Below are 19,609 nucleotides of genomic sequence, written 5' to 3'. Positions count from 1 at the left end.
CCTTTATTAGAACGACAATTTCTCCTCAAACTCACTCTTTAAAACAATTAAAGGAGATGACAAGCCAAATTGCATTAACGAGTCTAAAAATGCAGCGAGGGAATCCATCGAATCGCTCATGACCTTCATCATATAATTAAATTCCCCACTAATTCGATATAAATCTGTTACTTCAGGAGCGGCATTACAAAATTGAATAAAATCAGAGCATTGGCTCGTTTTAAACATGATGAATGCTTGAATGTTTTTATTAATTTTGGAAGGCTCAAATTTCGTTCGATAAGCCGCTATAACTCCTTGATCTTCAAGCTTGTTAATACGTTCTTTTACAGCAGGTTGCGTCATGGATATAATTCGTCCTATTTCTGAAACAGAAATTCTCGCATTTTCATACAACAAGTTCATAATTTTATGATCGATTTCATCCAGTTTTACGGCGTTTTGCATTGTGTAGCCTCCTTATTTTTGTTTTCTAAAGTAAATTACGAATTATAACTATAATATCATAAGCGAATGGACTAAATTACCTATAAATCTATATTTAAAATGATTGGTGTTTACATGAAAATATAAGTATAGGTTTTTATCAAACGGAAATTTAGGAAGGATGGAAAAAATGAAGAATCTTGATGGAAAAGTAGCGTTAGTAACAGGAGCGAGTCGTGGAATTGGCCGTGCGATTGCGATGAGATTGGCGAAAGATGGAGCATTAGTTGCGATTCACTACGGCCGAAATAAAACAGCTGCAGATGAAACGATTAGTGAGATTGAATCTAATGGAGGAAAAGCGTTCTTAATTGAAGCTGAACTTAATTCAATTGATGGTGTCAAAAAGCTAGTAAAACAGTTAAAGAATGAATTACAAATAAAAGTTGGTACATCAGAGATTGATATTTTAGTAAACAATGCAGGGATAGGTACACAAGGAACGATTGAAAATACGACAGAAGAAGTTTTTGATGAAATTATGTCTGTAAATATGAAAGCACCATTCTTTTTAATTCAGCAAACATTACCATTAATACGAGCAGAGGGCCGTGTGATTAACATTTCATCAGCTGAAGTACGACTTGGTTTTACAGGGTCCATTGCATACGGCTTAAGTAAAGGTGCATTAAATACGATGACACTGCCTCTAGCTAAACATCTTGGAGAAAGAGGTATAACAGTGAATACAATTATGCCTGGATATACGAAGACAGATATCAATGCAAAATTGCTAGATGATCCGGAAATACGAAATTTTGCTAAAAACTCATCTGTGTTCGGACGAATAGGGCAAGTTGAAGATATTGCAGATGCAGTAGCATTCCTTGCTTCTTCTGATAGCCGCTGGGTAACAGGGCAGATTATAGATGTCTCTGGAGGGTTTTGTTTATAGGGGCACTACTCCATACCCATCAAGATAATCAAGTAAATTACTAGTTATGAAACGATCCTTGTTTCATAACTAGTAATTTATAGAAAGGTAAGCATGCTAAAAAAGCAAACTCCTCTCTGTTCGGGGAAGAGTTTGCTTTAATATTAAAAATTAGTTTCCTATAACGAATTTTACGTCAACTAACATCTTTTGCGTGGAACTATTTATTTTTTTACAGTAGTAAAGATTACATTTTACTTTCAGTAACTATCTTAGCGGATAAAATCCGCGTTTTGCCACCAGTCCCCTAAGTAGTTGAATAATCACTTTTAGAGGTGTTGTATTATGATTTTTAACTGGAAACCAAGTTGGTATGAATTAGATCAAACTGTAGTTGTAGGTAACACTGATTATTTTTATCTTGTTAAAGATAAAAAATCATTTGCAAATAATTTAATTAACAATGAGGACATTGAAGTGCGTGGAGAGGTATTAAAGATAACGCATTCTGAATTAGGAGAATTGTTAGGGATATATACAATTGGGTTAAGCTATAAGTTCTTTTTAAAAGATGGTAAATATATAGCAGTAGACGCTGAACAGGATATTGGTCAAATTGAGTATCCCATTGATTATAAAATAAATGATTGGAATTTTAATGTTGAAATAAATATTCTCGAAGTGACTGGTTTTTCATCACAACAGAGGCATGAGAGTTTATTAAAAAACGAAAGATTAAGGGTAGCAAAGGAAAGAATAGAAAGATATAAACGATTATTAAATATTGAATAAGATGTCTTAAAGTCGGTTTCCTAATTTAGAAATCGGTTTTTGGGGATTTTTTTATAACAAACGGTGTCATAACTTAATGTTACTAATATTTTGCTTAGCGTGGATTTTTCCAAAATACTGGCGATACCCTATACCCATCAACTTAAGAATTTAGAATTACCCCAAAATAAAAAAATGAGTTTTTCATTACTCACACTTATAGCATCAGTACCGCAAAACTACAATCTTATTCATGAAACCTCTTGTTTATCTTGTTCAAATGATATGCTTTTAACAATTTCAATAGCTTTAATAAGTTGAAAGAGCTTTAACGTGTCTAATTTAGTTATTTCATTTTGAGCTGCCTATTGTTATAAATTTGCGAGTGGCTCCCAAAAAGAAGGAATCTTTGACATATCACATGATAAAGTGACAAGCTGTGAACTACTCGCCACTTAGCAAAGCTTGAAGTGGGAGCTTCTCAGTTCCACGACGAAAGTAACCTTTCGTCTCCCTGAGCGTTACTTCGGGGTGTTCCGCCCCTAGGTCCAACGCATGGATGCTCTTTTGGTACGGTTGATATTTTACGCAGGAACCGAATGGCTTGGTTTTCGCACTCTATTTTCTTCCTGCAACCTTCTATATCAAGTTATCAAAGAACTTCATATAGCTAGTTTATCAAAAGTTTTTGGCTATGCCAAACCGAAATTCATCGCCCACCTATCGTTGGGCTACGCCCTTCACCCGCTTGAGGAAGGAGAATTCTTTCGGAGAATACGTAAAACGTTTACCTTCGTCTAAATACAAGTTATACACACATATATTGATCTTATAAAGGTATATATTACACTAATATTTTGTTAAAGGTGGCGAATTGTATCATGAAAGATTTTGTTCTCGAGAAAGAAAACATTATTCGTAAATATGGTGAATGGACCGCTTATGATATTAAATTAACGGATACTCTATATACAAGAGATATTCGACAACCAAATCCTGCATTAAAAAAAATTGTGACAATGATTCAAGATATCACACAATGTGATTTTAAAAATCTTCGAATCTTAGATTTAGCTTGTTTAGAGGGGCATTACGCTATTGAGTTTGCTATGCAAGGAGCAACCGTTGTAGGGATAGAAGGAAGAGAATCAAACGTACAAAAAGCTATATTTGCTAAAGACATATTAAATTTAGAAAACTTAACCTTTTATCAAGATGATGTAAGAAATTTAAGTGCTGAAAAATACGGTCAATTTGATATTGTTTTATGTTCTGGTATTTTATATCATTTAGACAGTTCAGATGTATTCCCTTTTTTAGAAAAAGTGTATGAAGTATGCAAAAGGTTTGTAATAATTGATACTCATATCACTTGTACTCCCAATGTATCAGTACTTTATAAAAATTATAAATATAAGGGGCACACAATGCTGGAGCACTCTGCTAATTCATCATTAGAAGAACGTTTACAATCAAAATGGGCATCATTAGATAACGTTAATAGTTTTTGGATGACAAAATCTTCTTTATACAATTTTTTAAAGCGAACAGGTTTCTCTTCTATAAATGAATCCAGAAGTCTAGTTCAAGAAGATAGAATTACTGTTGTAGCTTTTAAGAAATATCCTATAGAAATTAAAAGCTCACCTGAAACAGAAAAATACATTGAACCCGATTATTTAGAATGCTAAAAATAACACGTTTAAGTTCAATATCCTAATCATTCATTATGAGGTAGCACTATATGTCATTCAAGCTAAAATCTTAAAGTATCCTTAAACAAAATTATCAATTTTCCAAAAGCTATTTATATAAATGCAACTCGTTGTTTCCGTTTTGGGGTAATATAATGTATTAGCTTGATAGTGATGTGGTGCTACCCCATGCCCATCAACTTAAGAATTTTCACTACCCCTAAGAGTAAAAAAACGTTATTCTTTCTAAAAAAGCTAGACTAGAAAGGATGACATTTTCTTATGAATCTCTCGCTTCAAGAAGAACTACAACCATTTGCGGAAGAATTACAACGATATATTACACCTGTATTTTTAGAAGAACTTGCAAGAGAACTTGAGTTTGTAAAACGAAAACGAAAGTTTTCTGGTTCAGATTTAGCTACCATTTGTATCTGTAAATAGACAAAAAAACTATTTAATTTTAAAACCTAAAACAAGCATAACCCCGTTCTAAATTTAGGACGGGGTTAAAATATAGTTATTTAATTTTCGATATAAAATACTTCACTGTACTTAAAAATATAACGATAAAGTCATTTGGAAATCTAAGATTTATTCAACAATAGCGCGCAATTCTGGAAGATTTCAAAAACGTTTATTTTTCTTTTAACATTGAATACTTTTGATAAGTTTTATGGAAAGAAAAAATTAAAAGTGAATGTGTATCTCCCGTGTTGAAATAGGTGGGAAATATAGCGGTGACTCTTATTATGGAATCGATAGATACGAAGAAGTGAAACCTGAAGATATGCCTAAAAGCAAAATATAAATTAGAAAAAATAATAAAAAATTCTTTTATGAAAGGGTACCTAATATATGGGCTCTCTTTTTTTATTAAAAAAATGGATGTTAGAAAAATGTAATTAAAGTATTTTTGCTTTCGCGTTGGCGGCGTGACGAAGACGTTCACCGCAAAAGTTCTACTTCAATTAGCTGGAGAGAACCGCTTGAATCTAGATGATTCTATTAAAAAGGGGTCGCCTGGTGTCATTCAAGGAAACGGATATGATGGTAACCAGATTACTGTCCGGCAGATATTGAACCATACAAGTGGTATTGTTAAATACTCAAGGTCAAAGGACTTTAAGATTAGCTTGATAAATATAGGAAGCCCCCACAATTTTAAAAATAAGCATTAAATTTTAGGAATGTATAAAATAAACCAAAACTTATTCTCACATAGAAATATAAAAGGTATTTGTAGAGAAAGTTCTTCCATGTACTAAAAATAGGAGAAGACTAATAGTATAGAGTAGGAAAAAAGGAGGAGACTTATGAGTCAATATCATATCATTGGAAAAAGTATCACCAGGAAAGAAGCAATGGACAAAGTAACGGGACGAGCAAAGAGTATATTGACGATGAAAATGAAACAGGAATATTGCATGTAAAGCTTTTAACTAGTGAATATGCACATGCGTATATAGAGAGCATTGATACAAGTGAGGCTTGGAAAATATCGGGTGTTCGAAATATTGTTACGGGTAGAGACTATCCTTATCTGGTCGGTAGTAGTATAGTGGACCGGCCACCGTTAGCTTTTGAGAAGGTACGATACTTTGGTGAGCCGGTTGCTATGGTGATTGCAGACAGTGAATCGGCAGCTCAAAGAGCGGTTTTTTCAATACATGTAACGTACAAAGAAATTCCTGTTGTTAATTCCCCAATACAGGCATATCAAAATAATGCTCCTCTTGTTCATGAGCGTTTAGGAGAATATAGAATCATAGAAGAAGCAAAACCAGAGCCCAATACAAATATTGCTACACGGACAAAAGTTCGGAAGGGTGATATTAAAAATGGATTTAACCAGAGCGATGTAATTGTAGAAGAATCTTTTTCATTTTCGCAATCTGATCATGCTGCAATGGAAACGAGATGTACAAAAGTCGAGATTAAGTCGAACGGAGTTGTTCTTGTTACTTCAACATCTCAGGCACCATTTGAGATTAGAAAACAGTTGAGTGAAGCATTTGGTATAGATGAAGGCAATATACATGTTAGCGTACCTTTAGTAGGCGGAGCATATGGCGGGAAAACTATGGTTCAATTGGAAATATTATCCTACATTGCTTCCAAAGCTGTAGGAGGAAGAAAGGTAAAACTTCGTAATAGCAGAGAAGAGGATTTTATTACTTCGCCCGTTCATATTGGTTTGCAAGCAAAAGTTAAACTAGGTTGTACGAAAGAAGGGATTTTAAAGTCTGCAGAATTCCTTTTTTTATTTGATGGTGGAGCTTATGCGGATCGAGCTGTAGTTGTCAGTAAAGCGGCGGGTCTAGATTGTACAGGACCTTATTCAATTGAGCATGTAGAGTGTGACTCGCTTTGTATGTATACAAATCATCCTTATGCTACAGCATTCCGTGGATTTGGACATTCTGAATATACTTTTGTTGTAGAACGAACTATAGATATTATGGCTAACAAATTAGGTATGTGTCCACTTGAATTTCGATTAAAAAATGCAATCAAACCAGGAGATATGACACCTACACAAGTTCCAGTAACAAGAAGTAATATGGGAAATCCGAAACAATGTTTAGAAAGATTAAAAAAACTTATTAATTGGAATAAAGGACAGTATATACAAATTTCAGATAGAAAAGTGCGTGCAAAGGGTATTGCTTTTGCATGGAAAAACTCTACAACACCACCAGATGCAGGGGCAGGGGCGGTAATAACGTTTAATGAAAATGGTAGTGTAAATATCCATTGTGGTGCAGTGGAGATTGGAACGGGTACAAAAACTGTGCTTGCGCAAATGGTAGCAGAAAAAATGCAATTGAAGATGGAAGATATACATATCAAAATGGAAGTGGATACACAAGTTGCGCCAAAGCATTGGAAAACAGCTGCAAGCAGAACTACATATTTAGTAGGAAATGCAGTGCTAGCAGCAACAGAAGATATCATTTCGCAGTTGAAAAAATCTGCTTCTATTTTATTAGGGTATCCGATAGAGAGTTTAGAAATTGCTAATAAACAAGTATATGTTAAAGAATCTCCTGGTCTTTCTATAGAAATAGCTCATATTGCGTTAGGATATGTCTCCTCAAACGGACAAGTAATTAACAAACAGATTATAGGAAGAGGAGCATATACGTTTGAAGGAATCACAGAACCTGACAAGGAAACTGGAAAAGGAAAACCAGGCCCGGAGTGGGGAATTGCAGCACAGGCAGTAGAGGTTGAATTTGACACGCAAGATTATACATATAAATTAATTCGTGCTTTTAGTGTAATAGATGCTGGAAAGGTATTAAATTTGAAAGGAGCTGAGACCCAGATAATGGGCGCAATGAGTATGGGACTTAGCTTTGCAACACGAGAAGCATTTACTTATGACAAAAAAGGGAAAGTATTAAACAATCAATTTCGTTCATATAAAGTAACCCACTACGGTCAACAACCTGAATATAAAGTAGAATTTATAGAAACTCCTCATGACGATTCTCCGTTTGGTTCCCGTGCTCTTGGCGAACATGGCATCCTTGGAATGCCAGCGGCTCTTGCAAATTGCTTATCAGTTGCAGCGCAGGTTTCTTTGCATCAGTTACCGATTACTCCAGAACTAATTTGGCGAACGAAACTGAAAAAGGAGAATCCTTTATTATGATTCCATTTGACTTTGAATATTACCGCCCCAACTCTATAACAGAAGCATTACAACTATATTCTAAGCTTTATCAAGAAGGGAAAACGCCGATATATTACAACGGTGGAACTGAAATTATTACCCTTGGTAGATTGGGGAATCTTTCTCTCAAGTCTGTAATTGATATAAAGGAAATTCCGGAATGTAATGTGCTTGGAAGGTATCAGCGTTATGTAGTTCTTGGTTCAGCACTTACTTTAACTCATGTTTCAGATTCGAATGTGTTTCCACTTTTGAGTAAAACAGCGTCAAGAGTAGCAGACCGTACAGCACGGAACAAAATTACTTTAGGTGGAAACATTGCAGGGGAAATCTGTTATAGAGAGGCAGTGCTTCCGTTTTTATTAGCAGACAGCACTTTGGGAATTGTAGGAATGAAAGGTATACGTTACGTCTCTATCCATTCTCTATTTATAGAAAGACTACAATTAAGTAAGGGAGAATTTCTTTTACAAGTCTTAACTGATATAGAGTATGTTGGACTACCTTTTTATAGTGTGAAAAAGAGAAAACTTGAAAAAATTGATTACCCATTAATTACACTAGCTGCTTTGAAAAAAGGAAATAAAATTCGTATGGCATTTAGTGGATTATGTGCTTTTCCTTTTCGTTCTACTGCTATGGAATTTGCTATTAATAATAATCAGATGTCAGTTGAAGAGAGGATAGAAAATACTGTGTTACGTATTCCAGCACCTGTACTAGATGATATTCGTGGATCAAGAGAATATCGGTTGTTTGTATTAAGAAATATATTACGGGACATGTTAGAGCATTTTGAAGGAGGGATATTTTGATTAAAAAGCTTACCCTTTATATAAATGGAGAAAATCGGCAGGGAATAGTGAGAACAGCTGATACCCTTTTAGATACATTGAGAGATCAATTTAATCTAACAGGTGCAAAACGTGGATGTGAAAATGGGGACTGTGGAACTTGTACGGTTTTAGTGGATGGATGGCCGATAAAATCTTGTATCATGCTTGCAGTAGAAGCAACAGAAAAAAGGATAACAACAATTGAAGGTTTACATGAATCTCCTGTACAACGAGCATTTATAGAACATTGGGCATTTCAGTGTGGGTACTGTACGCCGGGGTTTATTGTAAACTGTCATGCTCTTATAGTAAATTATCCCAAAGTAACAGACAAAATAATTGAGGAGTGGTTAGAATCAAACATTTGCCGATGTACAAGCTATCAAGAAATTAGAGAAGCAGTAAAATCCCTTCTTCAAAGTTAAAGGAAAGGAGAATTGTGATGGTTGATATACATGAGATATTAGAGACAGTAATAGCAAGCCCACAAGGTTACACTATTGCAACCATCCTTCGGGTAGCCGGTTCATCATACCGGAAAGAAGGTTCAATGATGGTATTTGGAGAAGATGGGACAAAGGTTGGAATGCTCAGCGCGGGGTGTATTGAGGAAGAACTTTATCTTTATACTAAAGATTTAATTAATGAAAAATGGAGCATACATGAATTCGATATGAGGGAAGAAAATGATTTATCATGGGGAGTAGGGTGTAATGGAATTATTTATATATTATTAGAAAAAGTGAATTATATATATCAAGAGTATTTACGAAAAGTAAGAGAATATACAGAAAAAGGGCTACGTGTCTGGATGATAAAAGATTTATTAAAATCGAAGACTCTTTTTTTTAGCGAAGAAGGAGATGAATTTGGAGATTGGGAAGGAGAAATTCCAGCACTTCCTGAATTGAAAAATGGTTGGTATGAACATCTATATGTATATTGCTTCGAACCACGACCAAAATTGTTTGTAATTGGTGCAGGAGAAGATGCCAAGCCACTTGTCTCCTTAGCAAAAAAAACAGGGTTTTTTGTTACTATTTGTGATTGGAGAGAGGGATTATGCACACCGCTACGGTTTCCAGAAGCGGATAGGCATGTTGTCGGTTTTCCAAAAAAGATTCTATCCAGGATATCTATAAAGAAACAGGATTTTATAATGATAATGACACATCATTTCAAACGGGATCAAGAACTACTTAGTCTATTGCAGAACCATCCTTGTCGTTACCTAGGTATTTTAGGGTCCCGATATCGTACCGTACGTTTGCTAGGAGGACTGGATAAACCTAAATGGATTTTCTCTCCTGCTGGTTTATCCATTGGATCCGAGGGACCAATGGAAATTGCTATAAGCATTCTGGCAGAAATGATACAAATAATGAGGATGAAGAACGATGAAAATAGTAGGAATATATCTAGCAGCTGGAAAGAGTAGAAGAACAGGTCCGGGGTTACATAAGCTGTACCTTCCAACTGGAAATACATTACTTGGGAATAAAGCATTACATACATCACTTTCTTCCAATTTGAGTGATGTTATAGTAGTTTCAAATCAACCGTCTTGGTTGTTACATTATACACAAGTTGAAAGGGTTCATATTCTTTCTTGTGAAAAATCATGTCTGGGTCAATCTTACTCTCTCCATTGTGGTTTAGAAAAGGCAGAAAGTATGAATGCTGATGGAGTAGTAGTAATGCTTGCAGATCAACCCTTTATTACAGTTAAGCTTTTAAATTCATTAATAGATAGTTATGAGCACCTCCCACAGCTTGATTATGTAGCTGCTAGCTTTCAAGGTATCCCACAGCCACCAATTTTATTTTCAAAGGGGATTTTTCCGAGTTTAAAAAAACTAAAAGGGGATCAAGGTGCGCGCTCCATTTTCTTTGACAAGTCTTTCCAAGGTAAGATTACTGTATATAGCGATGCTAAATTATTTTATGATGTGAATACAATAGAGGATTATAATGTAATTAAGAATTCGCTATTGTAAAGGATATTTATATGTTTAATTTCGAGTCTATACAATTTAATTATCATTCAAAAATCACAAAGTGTTTTCAAAAGATAGAATGTTAATTTTGGTAATCCTAGCATTGTACACAATTTTATTACAAACATGTTATCTTTCACTTCATTCCAATATATCATAGCGGAACTTGGGGTCTTTGTAGTAATGGAACAAGAACGGCAATAAGACTTAATTGTGTTAGCAAAAATCAGGGTTTTTGATAATGATAAAAACGGTATTAAATAAAGCTTGGATGTGTTAATACTACGTTATCAAAATAGCTTGTAGATTAAGCCTTTTTTAAAACTGATGCATATGGGGGAAAACCCCATATACATCAGTTTTAAAACATTAGATACTTTATTTACCAAGTTAATACTAGTTACATCAGTATAGGAAACAGTGGAAATCTAAATCTTTGTTTATATGTTAATTACCTCAAACGTATCCCTTCGAAGGCGTTTATAACCAAATCATGTACATAGGAATCATCCAACTTTTCACCAGTTACTAGCAAACGATAAAAAATTGGTCCGTAAATGAGATCGATGCTTAATTCAATATCGAGGTTTTCTTTTAATTCTCCTCTTTTAATTCCCTTCTCCAGAAGTTGCTTTGCTTGCAGTCGACGTGGCTGGAAGTATCGAACACGATATTCCTCTGCTAGTTTCGAATCAAATTGCCCTTCGCCAACTAACTCATTGATAATGGTTCCTTCTCGACTGATTAAAAAATTGGCTAAACTTGTGGCGTGAATTAAAATATCATTCAACGCTGAACCTGTGTCAGGTACAGGCAATCTGGCGGCAGCAGCAGAAAGAAAACCATCCATTACCACAGCAGCCTTATTTGGCCACCATTTATAAATCGTAGCTTTGCTGACTTTAGCACGTTCTGCAATTTTATCGACTGTGACTGCTTTAAAGCCACTTTCCAATAATAACTCATAGGACGCAGACAGGATGGCCTTTTGGGTTTCAATATTACGTGGTCGACCTCTTTTACTTTGCACATTAATCATTCCTTTCAAAACATAAACTATACGTTTAGTATACTTAATACGAACAAAAAACGAAATATCCTATTTACAAAACTGAACGTCTAGTATATATGTTAGTTAATTAATGAACTGTACGTTCAGTTTATTAATTAACTAACATCTTGTAATGGTATGGATATATTTAGGTTCCAAAAATCACAAATTACATTGCTAAAAAACATTTAGAAAAGGGGGGGGAAAAGAGAGGAAATTGGACCTTTTAAAAGCAGAATGGAAATTAGCTCAGACTTAATTTATTACAATAAAAAATGGCATCGCAGTAGTACTTGCCAAAGTGATTTAGTAATTTTGAAATAAAAGTATGGGAGGAAATACTTATGTCTAATTTTAAAAATAAAGCAATTGATAAGGACATTTCATCAGGTTTAATCATTCTTTTAGCAACTGCATGTGGTATTATTGTGGCTAATCTTTATTATGCACAGCCTTTAATTGGGCTAATTAGTAATGAAATTGGGCTTTCTAATAGTAGCGCTGGATTAATTGTAACGCTAACTCAAATTGGATATGTTGTTGGCTTATTATTTCTTGTGCCTTTGGGGGATATTGTTGAGAATAAAAAATTGATACTTATATTGTTATTTTTAAGTGCATTTGCACTCATTTCTATGGTTTTTGTAAAAAGCGCAACCTTGTTGTTAATTGCTTCATTCTTTATCGGACTGGGTTCGGTCGCAGCGCAAGTGCTCGTACCTCTTGTATCATATCTTTCATCTGAGAATGCACGCGGTCGCGTAGTTGGCAATGTCATGAGTGGTCTGTTATTAGGTATTATGCTTGCGCGACCGATCTCTAGTCTAGTAGCCGATATGTGGGGATGGAATGCAATATTTGCTTTATCTGCTACTGTAATTATTGTTTTAGCGTTTGTATTATCGAAAGTACTCCCTACTAGGAAACCAAAGGCAAAAACAAATTATATAGCCTTACTTAATTCAATGTGGCAACTGCTACGTACTACTCCAATTTTACGCCGTCGCGCCATTTATCATGCTTGTGTATTTGGGGCTTTTAGTTTATTCTGGACCACTGTTCCATTATTATTATTTAGTCCTGCTTTTCATTTTTCTCAGACTGCCATAGCATTATATGCACTTGTCGGAATTACAGGTGCAATAGCCGCTCCAATAGGTGGTCGTCTAGCTGATCTTGGCTGGACACGACCCGCCACTGGGATAGCTCTCACTGTTGTTATTATTTCTTTAATACTCCCACTTTTTATTCAAAGTAGCTCGTCCTTTGGAATAGCTGTTTTAGTAATTGCTGCAATTCTGTTGGACATGGGAGTATCTGCAAACCTTGTGCTTAGCCAACGTTTAATTTTCTCGTTGAGTCCAGAAATTCGTAGTCGATTAAATGGGCTATTTATGGCTATTTTCTTTTTAGGAGGTGCTGTTGGATCCTTTATTGGAGGATGGGCATATGCCTTAGGAGGATGGAATCTAACATTATGGATAGGAATCGCTTTTCCGACCATAGCCTTGCTTTATTTTGCTAGAGAAGAATAGTTTTATAATCAAATTTAAACAGCCCGGATTCGTTTGAATGCTTCTTCATTGGTATGTCCGAGCTTTATAGATTAATTGCGTTTATTTTGAAGTTTTTATATCAGAACCAGACTTTTTTTCTATATTGCTGTAATTGCAAAAGACTCACCTTGTTGAATATATTTGAAATGTAATAAAAAAGAGCTTGTGCCAAAACACAGACTCTCTTTAAGTTGAAATGAATATAGCCACCACTTTAGAGAAGGAAACGGTAGAGCGAATAGAATATGGCTAGATTTAATCTTTAAAAATGAACTTCATCAGGTGATCGACTGCAATAAAATTGATAAAGAAGATTATTTACTGCAATAGAACGCAGCCCAATTAAAGATATTGAAATTAAGCATTTACTCCAAAATGCATTAGTAGATGAAATAAATAGTCATGAAATATTCATGAAAAGTATTAATATTAGTTACTATTATGAGGAATATACCGAATATAATATAGAGGATTTATAAAACAAAAAGGGCTGAGATAGCCCTTTTTGTTTTACACTTTGACGAGTATTTTTTATAAAAAAATAAGTTATTCTTTTTGTAAAATTATAAGAAAGGATGACGTTTTTGTATATCTATTTCTGTATCCGATGAATTACAACTATTTACTTAAGAAATTCAAAGATTTTTATCGCCAAATATCTTACGAAATTTTGCCAGAGAGTTTGGTTTCTTGCGATGAACTCGTAAATTTCAAACAAAAGATATACCCAATTCATGAGTAAGAATGAAAAAAGAAAAAAATTCTATAATGTTTTATTTAATATCATTTTATAGGGAAATTCATGTAATTAAATATGAAATAATACATATTATAATAATTTATTAAGATAAAATGTTATATTTTTGGGTGGAATATATAAATGGAGGAAATGTAATGAACAAGAATTTAAGATTTACCCAAATGATGATTGGGATTAGTACAATGGCATTATCATTTGGAAGTATTCAAACACAGGTATCAGCAGAAGAAACAGCACCCTATAATATCTTACAGATGAAACCAATGGGGACAGAAACTTCAAAAGATGAAATTGTACATGCTACAAAAGCGGACGAAACTTTGAATTTTGAAGAGCGTTTAAAAATAGGAGATTTTTCACAACGTCCTACTCTGGTTATGAAACGTGATGAAATTCAATTAAAGCAAAGCTATACTTTGGCAGAACTGAATAAAATGCCTAATAGCGAACTCATTGATACATTATCAAAAATTTCTTGGAATCAAATTACGGATTTATTTCAATTCAATCAAGATACGAAAGCATTTTATCAGAATAAAGAACGCATGAACGTTATCATTAATGAATTAGGACAACGAGGAAGGACGTTTACGAAAGAAAATTCAAAGGGCATTGAAACATTTGTTGAAGTATTACGTTCTGCTTTTTATGTGGGATATTATAATAATGAATTAAGTTACTTAAAAGAGAGAAGCTTCCATGACAAGTGTTTACCAGCATTGAAAGCAATCGCGAAAAATCGAAACTTCACATTAGGTACAGCTGAGCAAGATAGAGTAGTAACTGCGTATGGAAAATTAATTGGTAATGCCTCTAGTGATACTGAAACAGTACAGTATGCGGTAAATGTTTTAAAACACTATAATGATAATCTTTCTACGTATGTAAGCGATTATGCGAAAGGACAAGCCGTATATGAAATTGTAAAAGGAATTGATTATGATATACAGTCTTATTTGCAGGATACGAATAAGCAACCTAATGAAACAATGTGGTATGGAAAGATTGATAACTTTATAAATGAGGTTAATAGAATTGCTCTCGTGGGGAATATAACAAATGAAAATAGTTGGTTAATTAATAATGGCATTTATTATGCAGGACGTTTAGGGAAATTTCATAGTAATCCAAACAAAGGATTGGAAGTTATTACACAAGCGATGAACTTGTATCCTCGTTTAAGTGGAGCTTATTTTGTAGCAGTAGAACAAATGAAAACAAACTATGGTGGAAAAGATTATAGTGGAAATGCAGTAGATTTACAGAAAATACGTGAAGAAGGGAAACAACAATACTTACCTAAAACATATACATTTGATGACGGATCTATTGTCTTTAAGACGGGAGATAAAGTAACAGAAGAAAAAATTAAGAGATTATATTGGGCAGCCAAAGAAGTAAAAGCACAATATCACCGTGTAATTGGTAATGATAAAGCGCTAGAACCAGGTAACGCTGATGATGTACTAACAATAGTAATTTATAATAATCCAGATGAATATCAATTAAATAGACAATTATATGGATATGAAACAAACAACGGTGGAATTTATATTGAAGAGAAGGGGACCTTCTTTACATATGAGCGTACGCCAAAGCAGAGTATTTATAGTTTAGAAGAGTTATTCCGTCATGAATTCACTCATTATTTACAAGGAAGGTATGAGGTTCCTGGTTTATTTGGAAGCGGAGAAATGTATCAAAATGAACGATTAACTTGGTTCCAAGAAGGGAATGCAGAATTTTTTGCAGGATCTACACGTACAAATAATGTTGTTCCGCGTAAAAGTATGATAAGTGGCTTATCATCTGATCCAGCAAGCCGTTATACAGTAAAGCAAACTTTGTTCTCAAAATATGGATCATGGGACTTTTATAAGTATTCCTTTGCACTACAGTCATATTTGTATAATCATCAATTTGAAACATTTGATAAGCTTCAAGATTTAATCCGTGCAAACGATGTGAAAAATTATGACTCATATCGTGAATCATTGAGCAACAATACACAATTGAATGCAGAATATCAAGCGTATATGCAGCAGTTGATTGATAATCAAGATAAATATAATGTACCGAAAGTAACAAATGATTATTTAATTCAACATGCACCAAAGCCGCTAGCTGAAGTGAAAAACGAAATTGTGGATGTAGCAAATATAAAAGATGCCAAAATTACAAAATATGAGTCGCAATTCTTTAATACATTTACCGTGGAAGGCAAGTACACAGGTGGTACATCAAAAGGTGAGTCTGAAGATTGGAAAGCGATGAGTAAACAAGTAAACCAAACTTTAGAGCAGTTATCCCAAAAAGGTTGGAGTGGTTATAAAACAGTTACAGCCTATTTCGTAAACTATCGTGTGAATGCAGCTAACCAGTTTGAATATGATATTGTTTTTCATGGTGTTGCGACAGAGGAAAAGGAAAAAACAACTACTATAGTAAATATGAATGGACCATACAGCGGGATAGTAAATGAAGAGATTCAATTTCATAGCGATGGTACAAAAAGTGAAAATGGAAAAGTTATTTCTTATCTATGGAACTTTGGAGATGGTACTACAAGTACAGAAGCAAATCCTACCCATGTATATGGAGAAAAAGGAACATACACTGTGGAACTAACAGTAAAAGATAGTAGAGGAAAAGAAAGCAAAGAACAAACAAAAGTTACTGTAAAACAAGATCCGCAAACAAGTGAATCTTATGAAGAGGAGAAGGTACTCCCGTTTAATACGCTTGTAAAAGGAAATCTGATTACTCCTGATCAAACAGATGTTTATACGTTTAATGTTACAGATCCAAAAGAAGTAGATATTTCTGTGGTAAATGAACAAAATATTGGGATGACATGGGTGCTTTATCATGAATCAGACATGCAAAATTATGTAGCTTGTGGTGAAGATGAAGGAAATGTTATAAAGGGGAAATTCGCAGCGAAACCAGGTAAATATTATTTAAATGTATATAAATTCGATGATAAAAACGGTGAATATTCATTATTAGTAAAATGAATTTATTTCTAACATGTATAGAATGGCTATTTTAAAGAGGAGTCTGTTAATATAGGCTCCTCCTACTTTTTATTTACATATTGGGGGAGCACCACATCACCATCAAGCTAATATTTTCATATACTCCTAAATTAAAATTTTCTTTCTCTACAGATAATTATTCTGAGAAGCCGCTCATTTTTTCGTTTTGGGGGCATTTCTTTTTCTTAAGTTGATGGGCATGTATGGTGACTTCTATTAGACGATAGTGAATGAACAATTTCGGGGTTCAGTTCAACTTTTTTCTAAATTAACATAAATACTTGCAATATTTAAATTAGTACTATATAGTTCTAGTTATGACAAAGGTAAAATTAATGAATCAAAAACGTGTGATTGAAGTAGCTGCAACATTATTTTTAGAAAAAGGGTTTGCTTATACAAGTATGGATGAATTAGTACGTGTAAGCAAAGTTTCAAAGTCTAATGTGTATTATCACTTTTCTAATAAGGAAGTATTATTAGAAGGGGTTGTTGATTATTGGATTGAAATGTATCAATCTGCAATTGATGACGTACTTTCTCAGAACCAATTTTTAGTTGAAGATCGTATCCAACTGTTTTTAAAGCAATTATCACAAGGAGTTCAATCGAGAGAGTATAAGGGAAGCTGTCCATTTATTACTCTTTATATTCAAAGTCCTACACAGGCCACGCAAATAAAAGAAAAAATAGGTCTTTTTTTTACAGGATTACAAAAGAAAGTTTCTCTATTACTTAAACAAGGGGTAGAGAATGGAGAATTCAGAAATACGATTAATATTGATGAGGTTGCATCACTTTTTATTACAAATCTTGAAGGAGCGTTATTTATTTCAGAAACATTGAAGGATGCAACTGTAATTACGAAAACAGCAGATCATTTTTTTAAATTGCTTCGATAAAAGAAGCATTTTTTTTACATCAAATTAGTACTAAATAGTACTAAAAGGGGGATTTTATATGAGAACAGTATTTTTAACTGGCGGAACAGGCTTTATTGGAAAGCAATTGGTAAAAGAATTAGCCAAAGAGGATGTTAAAATTCTTCTTTTAGTGAGGTCGAAAAATAAAGCAACACGCCTTTTTCAAGAAAGAGGCATCTTAAAAAAGGAAGTTATGCACTTTATTGAAGGTGATTTGACGAAAATAGATTTAGGTCTAAGTGCTGAAGATAAGGAGAGGGTATTGAAAACGGATGTGATTATTCACGCAGGAGGCCCCATGGATATTCAAGCGACAAGTAAAGAGGCAGCTTCCGTATTTTTAAATGGCGCCAAACATATTAGTGAATTAGCTAAAAGTATTCATCAATTGAAGGGTTTGCAACAATTTATTCATGTTGTAGGCTATATGAGTCCTTTTGATGATAAAAATAGCAAGATTGCAATTGATGTGTTTAAAGAAGGAAACAATTATTTGAAAATAAAAAATCCATATGAGAGAACAAAATTTTTAGCAGATCTTTATATCCGTCAGCAGGCATCAGCAGTAGGTTATCCGCTTTCTGTAATTAATCCGCCAACTGTAGTCGGTAGTAGTAAAACAGGGAGTACAGAGCAGATAGCAGGGTTAGGTTTGCTTGTGATGAGTATGCGAAGAGGGCTCATGCCAGTGATTCCTGGAGGTAAGGGATATAGGTTACCACTTATTTCAAACGATGAGCTTGCGAAGTTTATTGTGCAGGTTTTCAGATTGGAGCAACCGACTATTCAAACATATACACTTGTTGAAGACAAACAGCACGATCAGAACATTGCTGAATTATTAAGTATTATGTCGGAAAGTATGAATATGAGGGCACCAAAAATCTCTGTTCCAATGCCATTTATGAAAGCAATTATGAATAGTGGAGGAAGTAAAATAACAAAAATTCCTTCTGATGGACTGAATTTTATTACAAGACAAAAATTTTTAAATGTTTCAGCGAAAAAAATTATGGGAGGAGATTGGTTTAAGAAGACGAGTGTAATGAAATTTTTCCCTGCCGTAGTAGCTGATCTGGATTATCGAATGATGTATCAAAATGGCCGGCATAATCATTTATTTAAACGAACATTATGCGATAACACTACCCTTTACCAATTACAAGGAAAGGGTAAACCGTTTATTTTATTACATGGTTTATTGAGTGATGGAGAGGATTTATTTCCTTTAGCACAAGAGCTTCATGAAAAAACTGGTCAACCTGTATGGATTTTGGATCTTCCAGGTTTGGGACGTTCTCCTTTTAAACGAGAGAAAAATCTTCTAGATATCTATTTGAATGTAGTGAAAAAATTATTGGAGAAAGCTACTAATGGTGCACATCTAATTGGCCATTCATTCGGTGCGTTTATTCTTCTGGAAGCATTGGTACAAGAGTACATAGATAAGAAGTATTCAATCACTTTACTTCAGCCGCCTGTTGTTAAAAAAAATGCTAAATCGCTAAAAGTTCCTCAATTTATGAACAAATGGAAATTAAAACTGGCAACTACTAATTTGATAGGGCGATATTTATTAAGTAATGGTTTGTTTGAAAGTATGGAGAGCATCCCTGAATATTATATTGAAAAAATAAGAAACAGTTTTACTTCTCCTAGAATTTTAAATACTACGGTTCAGCTTAACAGTTTACTACTAAAAAATGATCAAGGTGATTTCAATGAAGTAACAAAGTATAATCTTCACATTATTTGGGGGGAGTATGACAGAGGCTATTCTGCTCCATCGCATCTTGGTAAGGTTGATTTTGTTCCATATGGCCATCATTTTCCTCTTAGCCATCCGAGTGAAACGGCAACATTAGTAATAAAAAATAGTAATATTAGTAGATGAGAGTGTGGGATAAATAAAAAGTGTGTAGTAAGATCGTTGTGTCTTTG

13 protein-coding genes and 3 pseudogenes are annotated in these 19,609 nt (G+C 34.1%); 14 read left to right on the top strand and 2 right to left on the bottom strand.

Annotation, left to right across the window (positions count from 1 at the left end):
* Window positions 1-6: 6 nt before the first annotated feature.
* The gene (locus BC_RS15875) at window positions 7-447 is read right to left on the bottom strand and encodes an Lrp/AsnC family transcriptional regulator (protein WP_001178565.1); all 441 of its coding nucleotides are present in this window, start codon (window positions 445-447) and stop codon (window positions 7-9) included.
* 169 nt (window positions 448-616) lie between these two features.
* Between BC_RS15875 and BC_RS15870 the strand changes: the two genes are divergently transcribed.
* From BC_RS15870 to pucB, 10 genes and pseudogenes are all read left to right on the top strand, one after another.
* A complete protein-coding gene (locus BC_RS15870) occupies window positions 617-1,381 on the top strand; it encodes an SDR family oxidoreductase (protein WP_000792651.1) in 765 nt (254 codons plus the stop codon).
* Between the two features lie 324 nt (window positions 1,382-1,705).
* Entirely contained in the window at window positions 1,706-2,152 is a 447-nt protein-coding gene (locus BC_RS15865; protein ID WP_000577091.1) for a hypothetical protein, read from the top strand.
* 860 nt (window positions 2,153-3,012) lie between these two features.
* The gene (locus BC_RS15860; protein WP_000651403.1) at window positions 3,013-3,822 is read left to right on the top strand and encodes a class I SAM-dependent methyltransferase; all 810 of its coding nucleotides are present in this window, start codon (window positions 3,013-3,015) and stop codon (window positions 3,820-3,822) included.
* Window positions 3,823-4,107: 285 nt separating this feature from the next.
* Window positions 4,108-4,260 (top strand): annotated as a pseudogene (locus tag BC_RS15855) (IS4 family transposase); the annotation flags it as partial.
* Between the two features lie 479 nt (window positions 4,261-4,739).
* A pseudogene (locus BC_RS15850) lies at window positions 4,740-4,961 on the top strand (serine hydrolase); the annotation flags it as partial.
* 180 nt (window positions 4,962-5,141) lie between these two features.
* Window positions 5,142-7,486 (top strand): annotated as a pseudogene (locus tag BC_RS15845) (xanthine dehydrogenase family protein molybdopterin-binding subunit).
* Window positions 7,483-8,322, top strand: a complete 840-nt coding sequence (locus tag BC_RS15840; RefSeq protein WP_000611958.1) for an FAD binding domain-containing protein — start codon at window positions 7,483-7,485, stop codon at window positions 8,320-8,322. The pseudogene BC_RS15845 and the gene BC_RS15840 overlap by 4 nt, the downstream one beginning before the upstream one ends.
* Complete coding sequence (locus BC_RS15835) at window positions 8,319-8,768, top strand: (2Fe-2S)-binding protein (protein ID WP_000592341.1); 450 nt, start codon at window positions 8,319-8,321, stop codon at window positions 8,766-8,768. Before BC_RS15840 ends, BC_RS15835 begins: the two co-directional genes overlap by 4 nt.
* Before the next feature lie 17 nt (window positions 8,769-8,785).
* Window positions 8,786-9,781 carry an XdhC family protein gene (locus BC_RS15830; protein ID WP_000227607.1) on the top strand — a complete coding sequence of 332 codons (996 nt, stop codon included), beginning with the start codon at window positions 8,786-8,788 and terminating at the stop codon, window positions 9,779-9,781.
* Complete coding sequence (gene pucB / locus BC_RS15825; protein WP_000706287.1) at window positions 9,741-10,340, top strand: xanthine dehydrogenase accessory protein PucB; 600 nt, start codon at window positions 9,741-9,743, stop codon at window positions 10,338-10,340. Before BC_RS15830 ends, pucB begins: the two co-directional genes overlap by 41 nt.
* A 451-nt stretch (window positions 10,341-10,791) precedes the next feature.
* Here pucB and BC_RS15820 read toward each other — a convergent pair whose 3' ends face one another.
* Window positions 10,792-11,370 (bottom strand): TetR/AcrR family transcriptional regulator, encoded by a 579-nt coding sequence (locus BC_RS15820; RefSeq protein ID WP_001190900.1) that lies wholly within the window; start codon window positions 11,368-11,370, stop codon window positions 10,792-10,794.
* Between the two features lie 365 nt (window positions 11,371-11,735).
* Here BC_RS15820 and BC_RS15815 point away from each other — a divergent pair, with 365 nt between their 5' ends.
* From BC_RS15815 to BC_RS15800, 4 genes are all read left to right on the top strand, one after another.
* Window positions 11,736-12,926 carry an MFS transporter gene (locus tag BC_RS15815; protein ID WP_000064481.1) on the top strand — a complete coding sequence of 397 codons (1,191 nt, stop codon included), beginning with the start codon at window positions 11,736-11,738 and terminating at the stop codon, window positions 12,924-12,926.
* A gap of 915 nt (window positions 12,927-13,841) precedes the next feature.
* On the top strand, window positions 13,842-16,724 hold the full coding sequence (gene colA, locus BC_RS15810; protein ID WP_001039012.1) for a collagenase ColA: 2,883 nt from the start codon (window positions 13,842-13,844) through the stop codon (window positions 16,722-16,724).
* 356 nt (window positions 16,725-17,080) lie between these two features.
* Window positions 17,081-17,647 carry a TetR/AcrR family transcriptional regulator gene (locus BC_RS15805; protein ID WP_001072323.1) on the top strand — a complete coding sequence of 189 codons (567 nt, stop codon included), beginning with the start codon at window positions 17,081-17,083 and terminating at the stop codon, window positions 17,645-17,647.
* A gap of 58 nt (window positions 17,648-17,705) precedes the next feature.
* Complete coding sequence (locus BC_RS15800) at window positions 17,706-19,562, top strand: alpha/beta fold hydrolase (RefSeq protein ID WP_001261126.1); 1,857 nt, start codon at window positions 17,706-17,708, stop codon at window positions 19,560-19,562.
* Window positions 19,563-19,609: the final 47 nt, after the last annotated feature.

This window comes from Bacillus cereus ATCC 14579 (assembly GCF_000007825.1).
Taxonomy (GTDB): domain Bacteria; phylum Bacillota; class Bacilli; order Bacillales; family Bacillaceae_G; genus Bacillus_A; species Bacillus_A cereus.
Note: the sequence above shows the minus strand (reverse complement) of the source record. Positions and strands in the feature narration are given on the sequence as shown.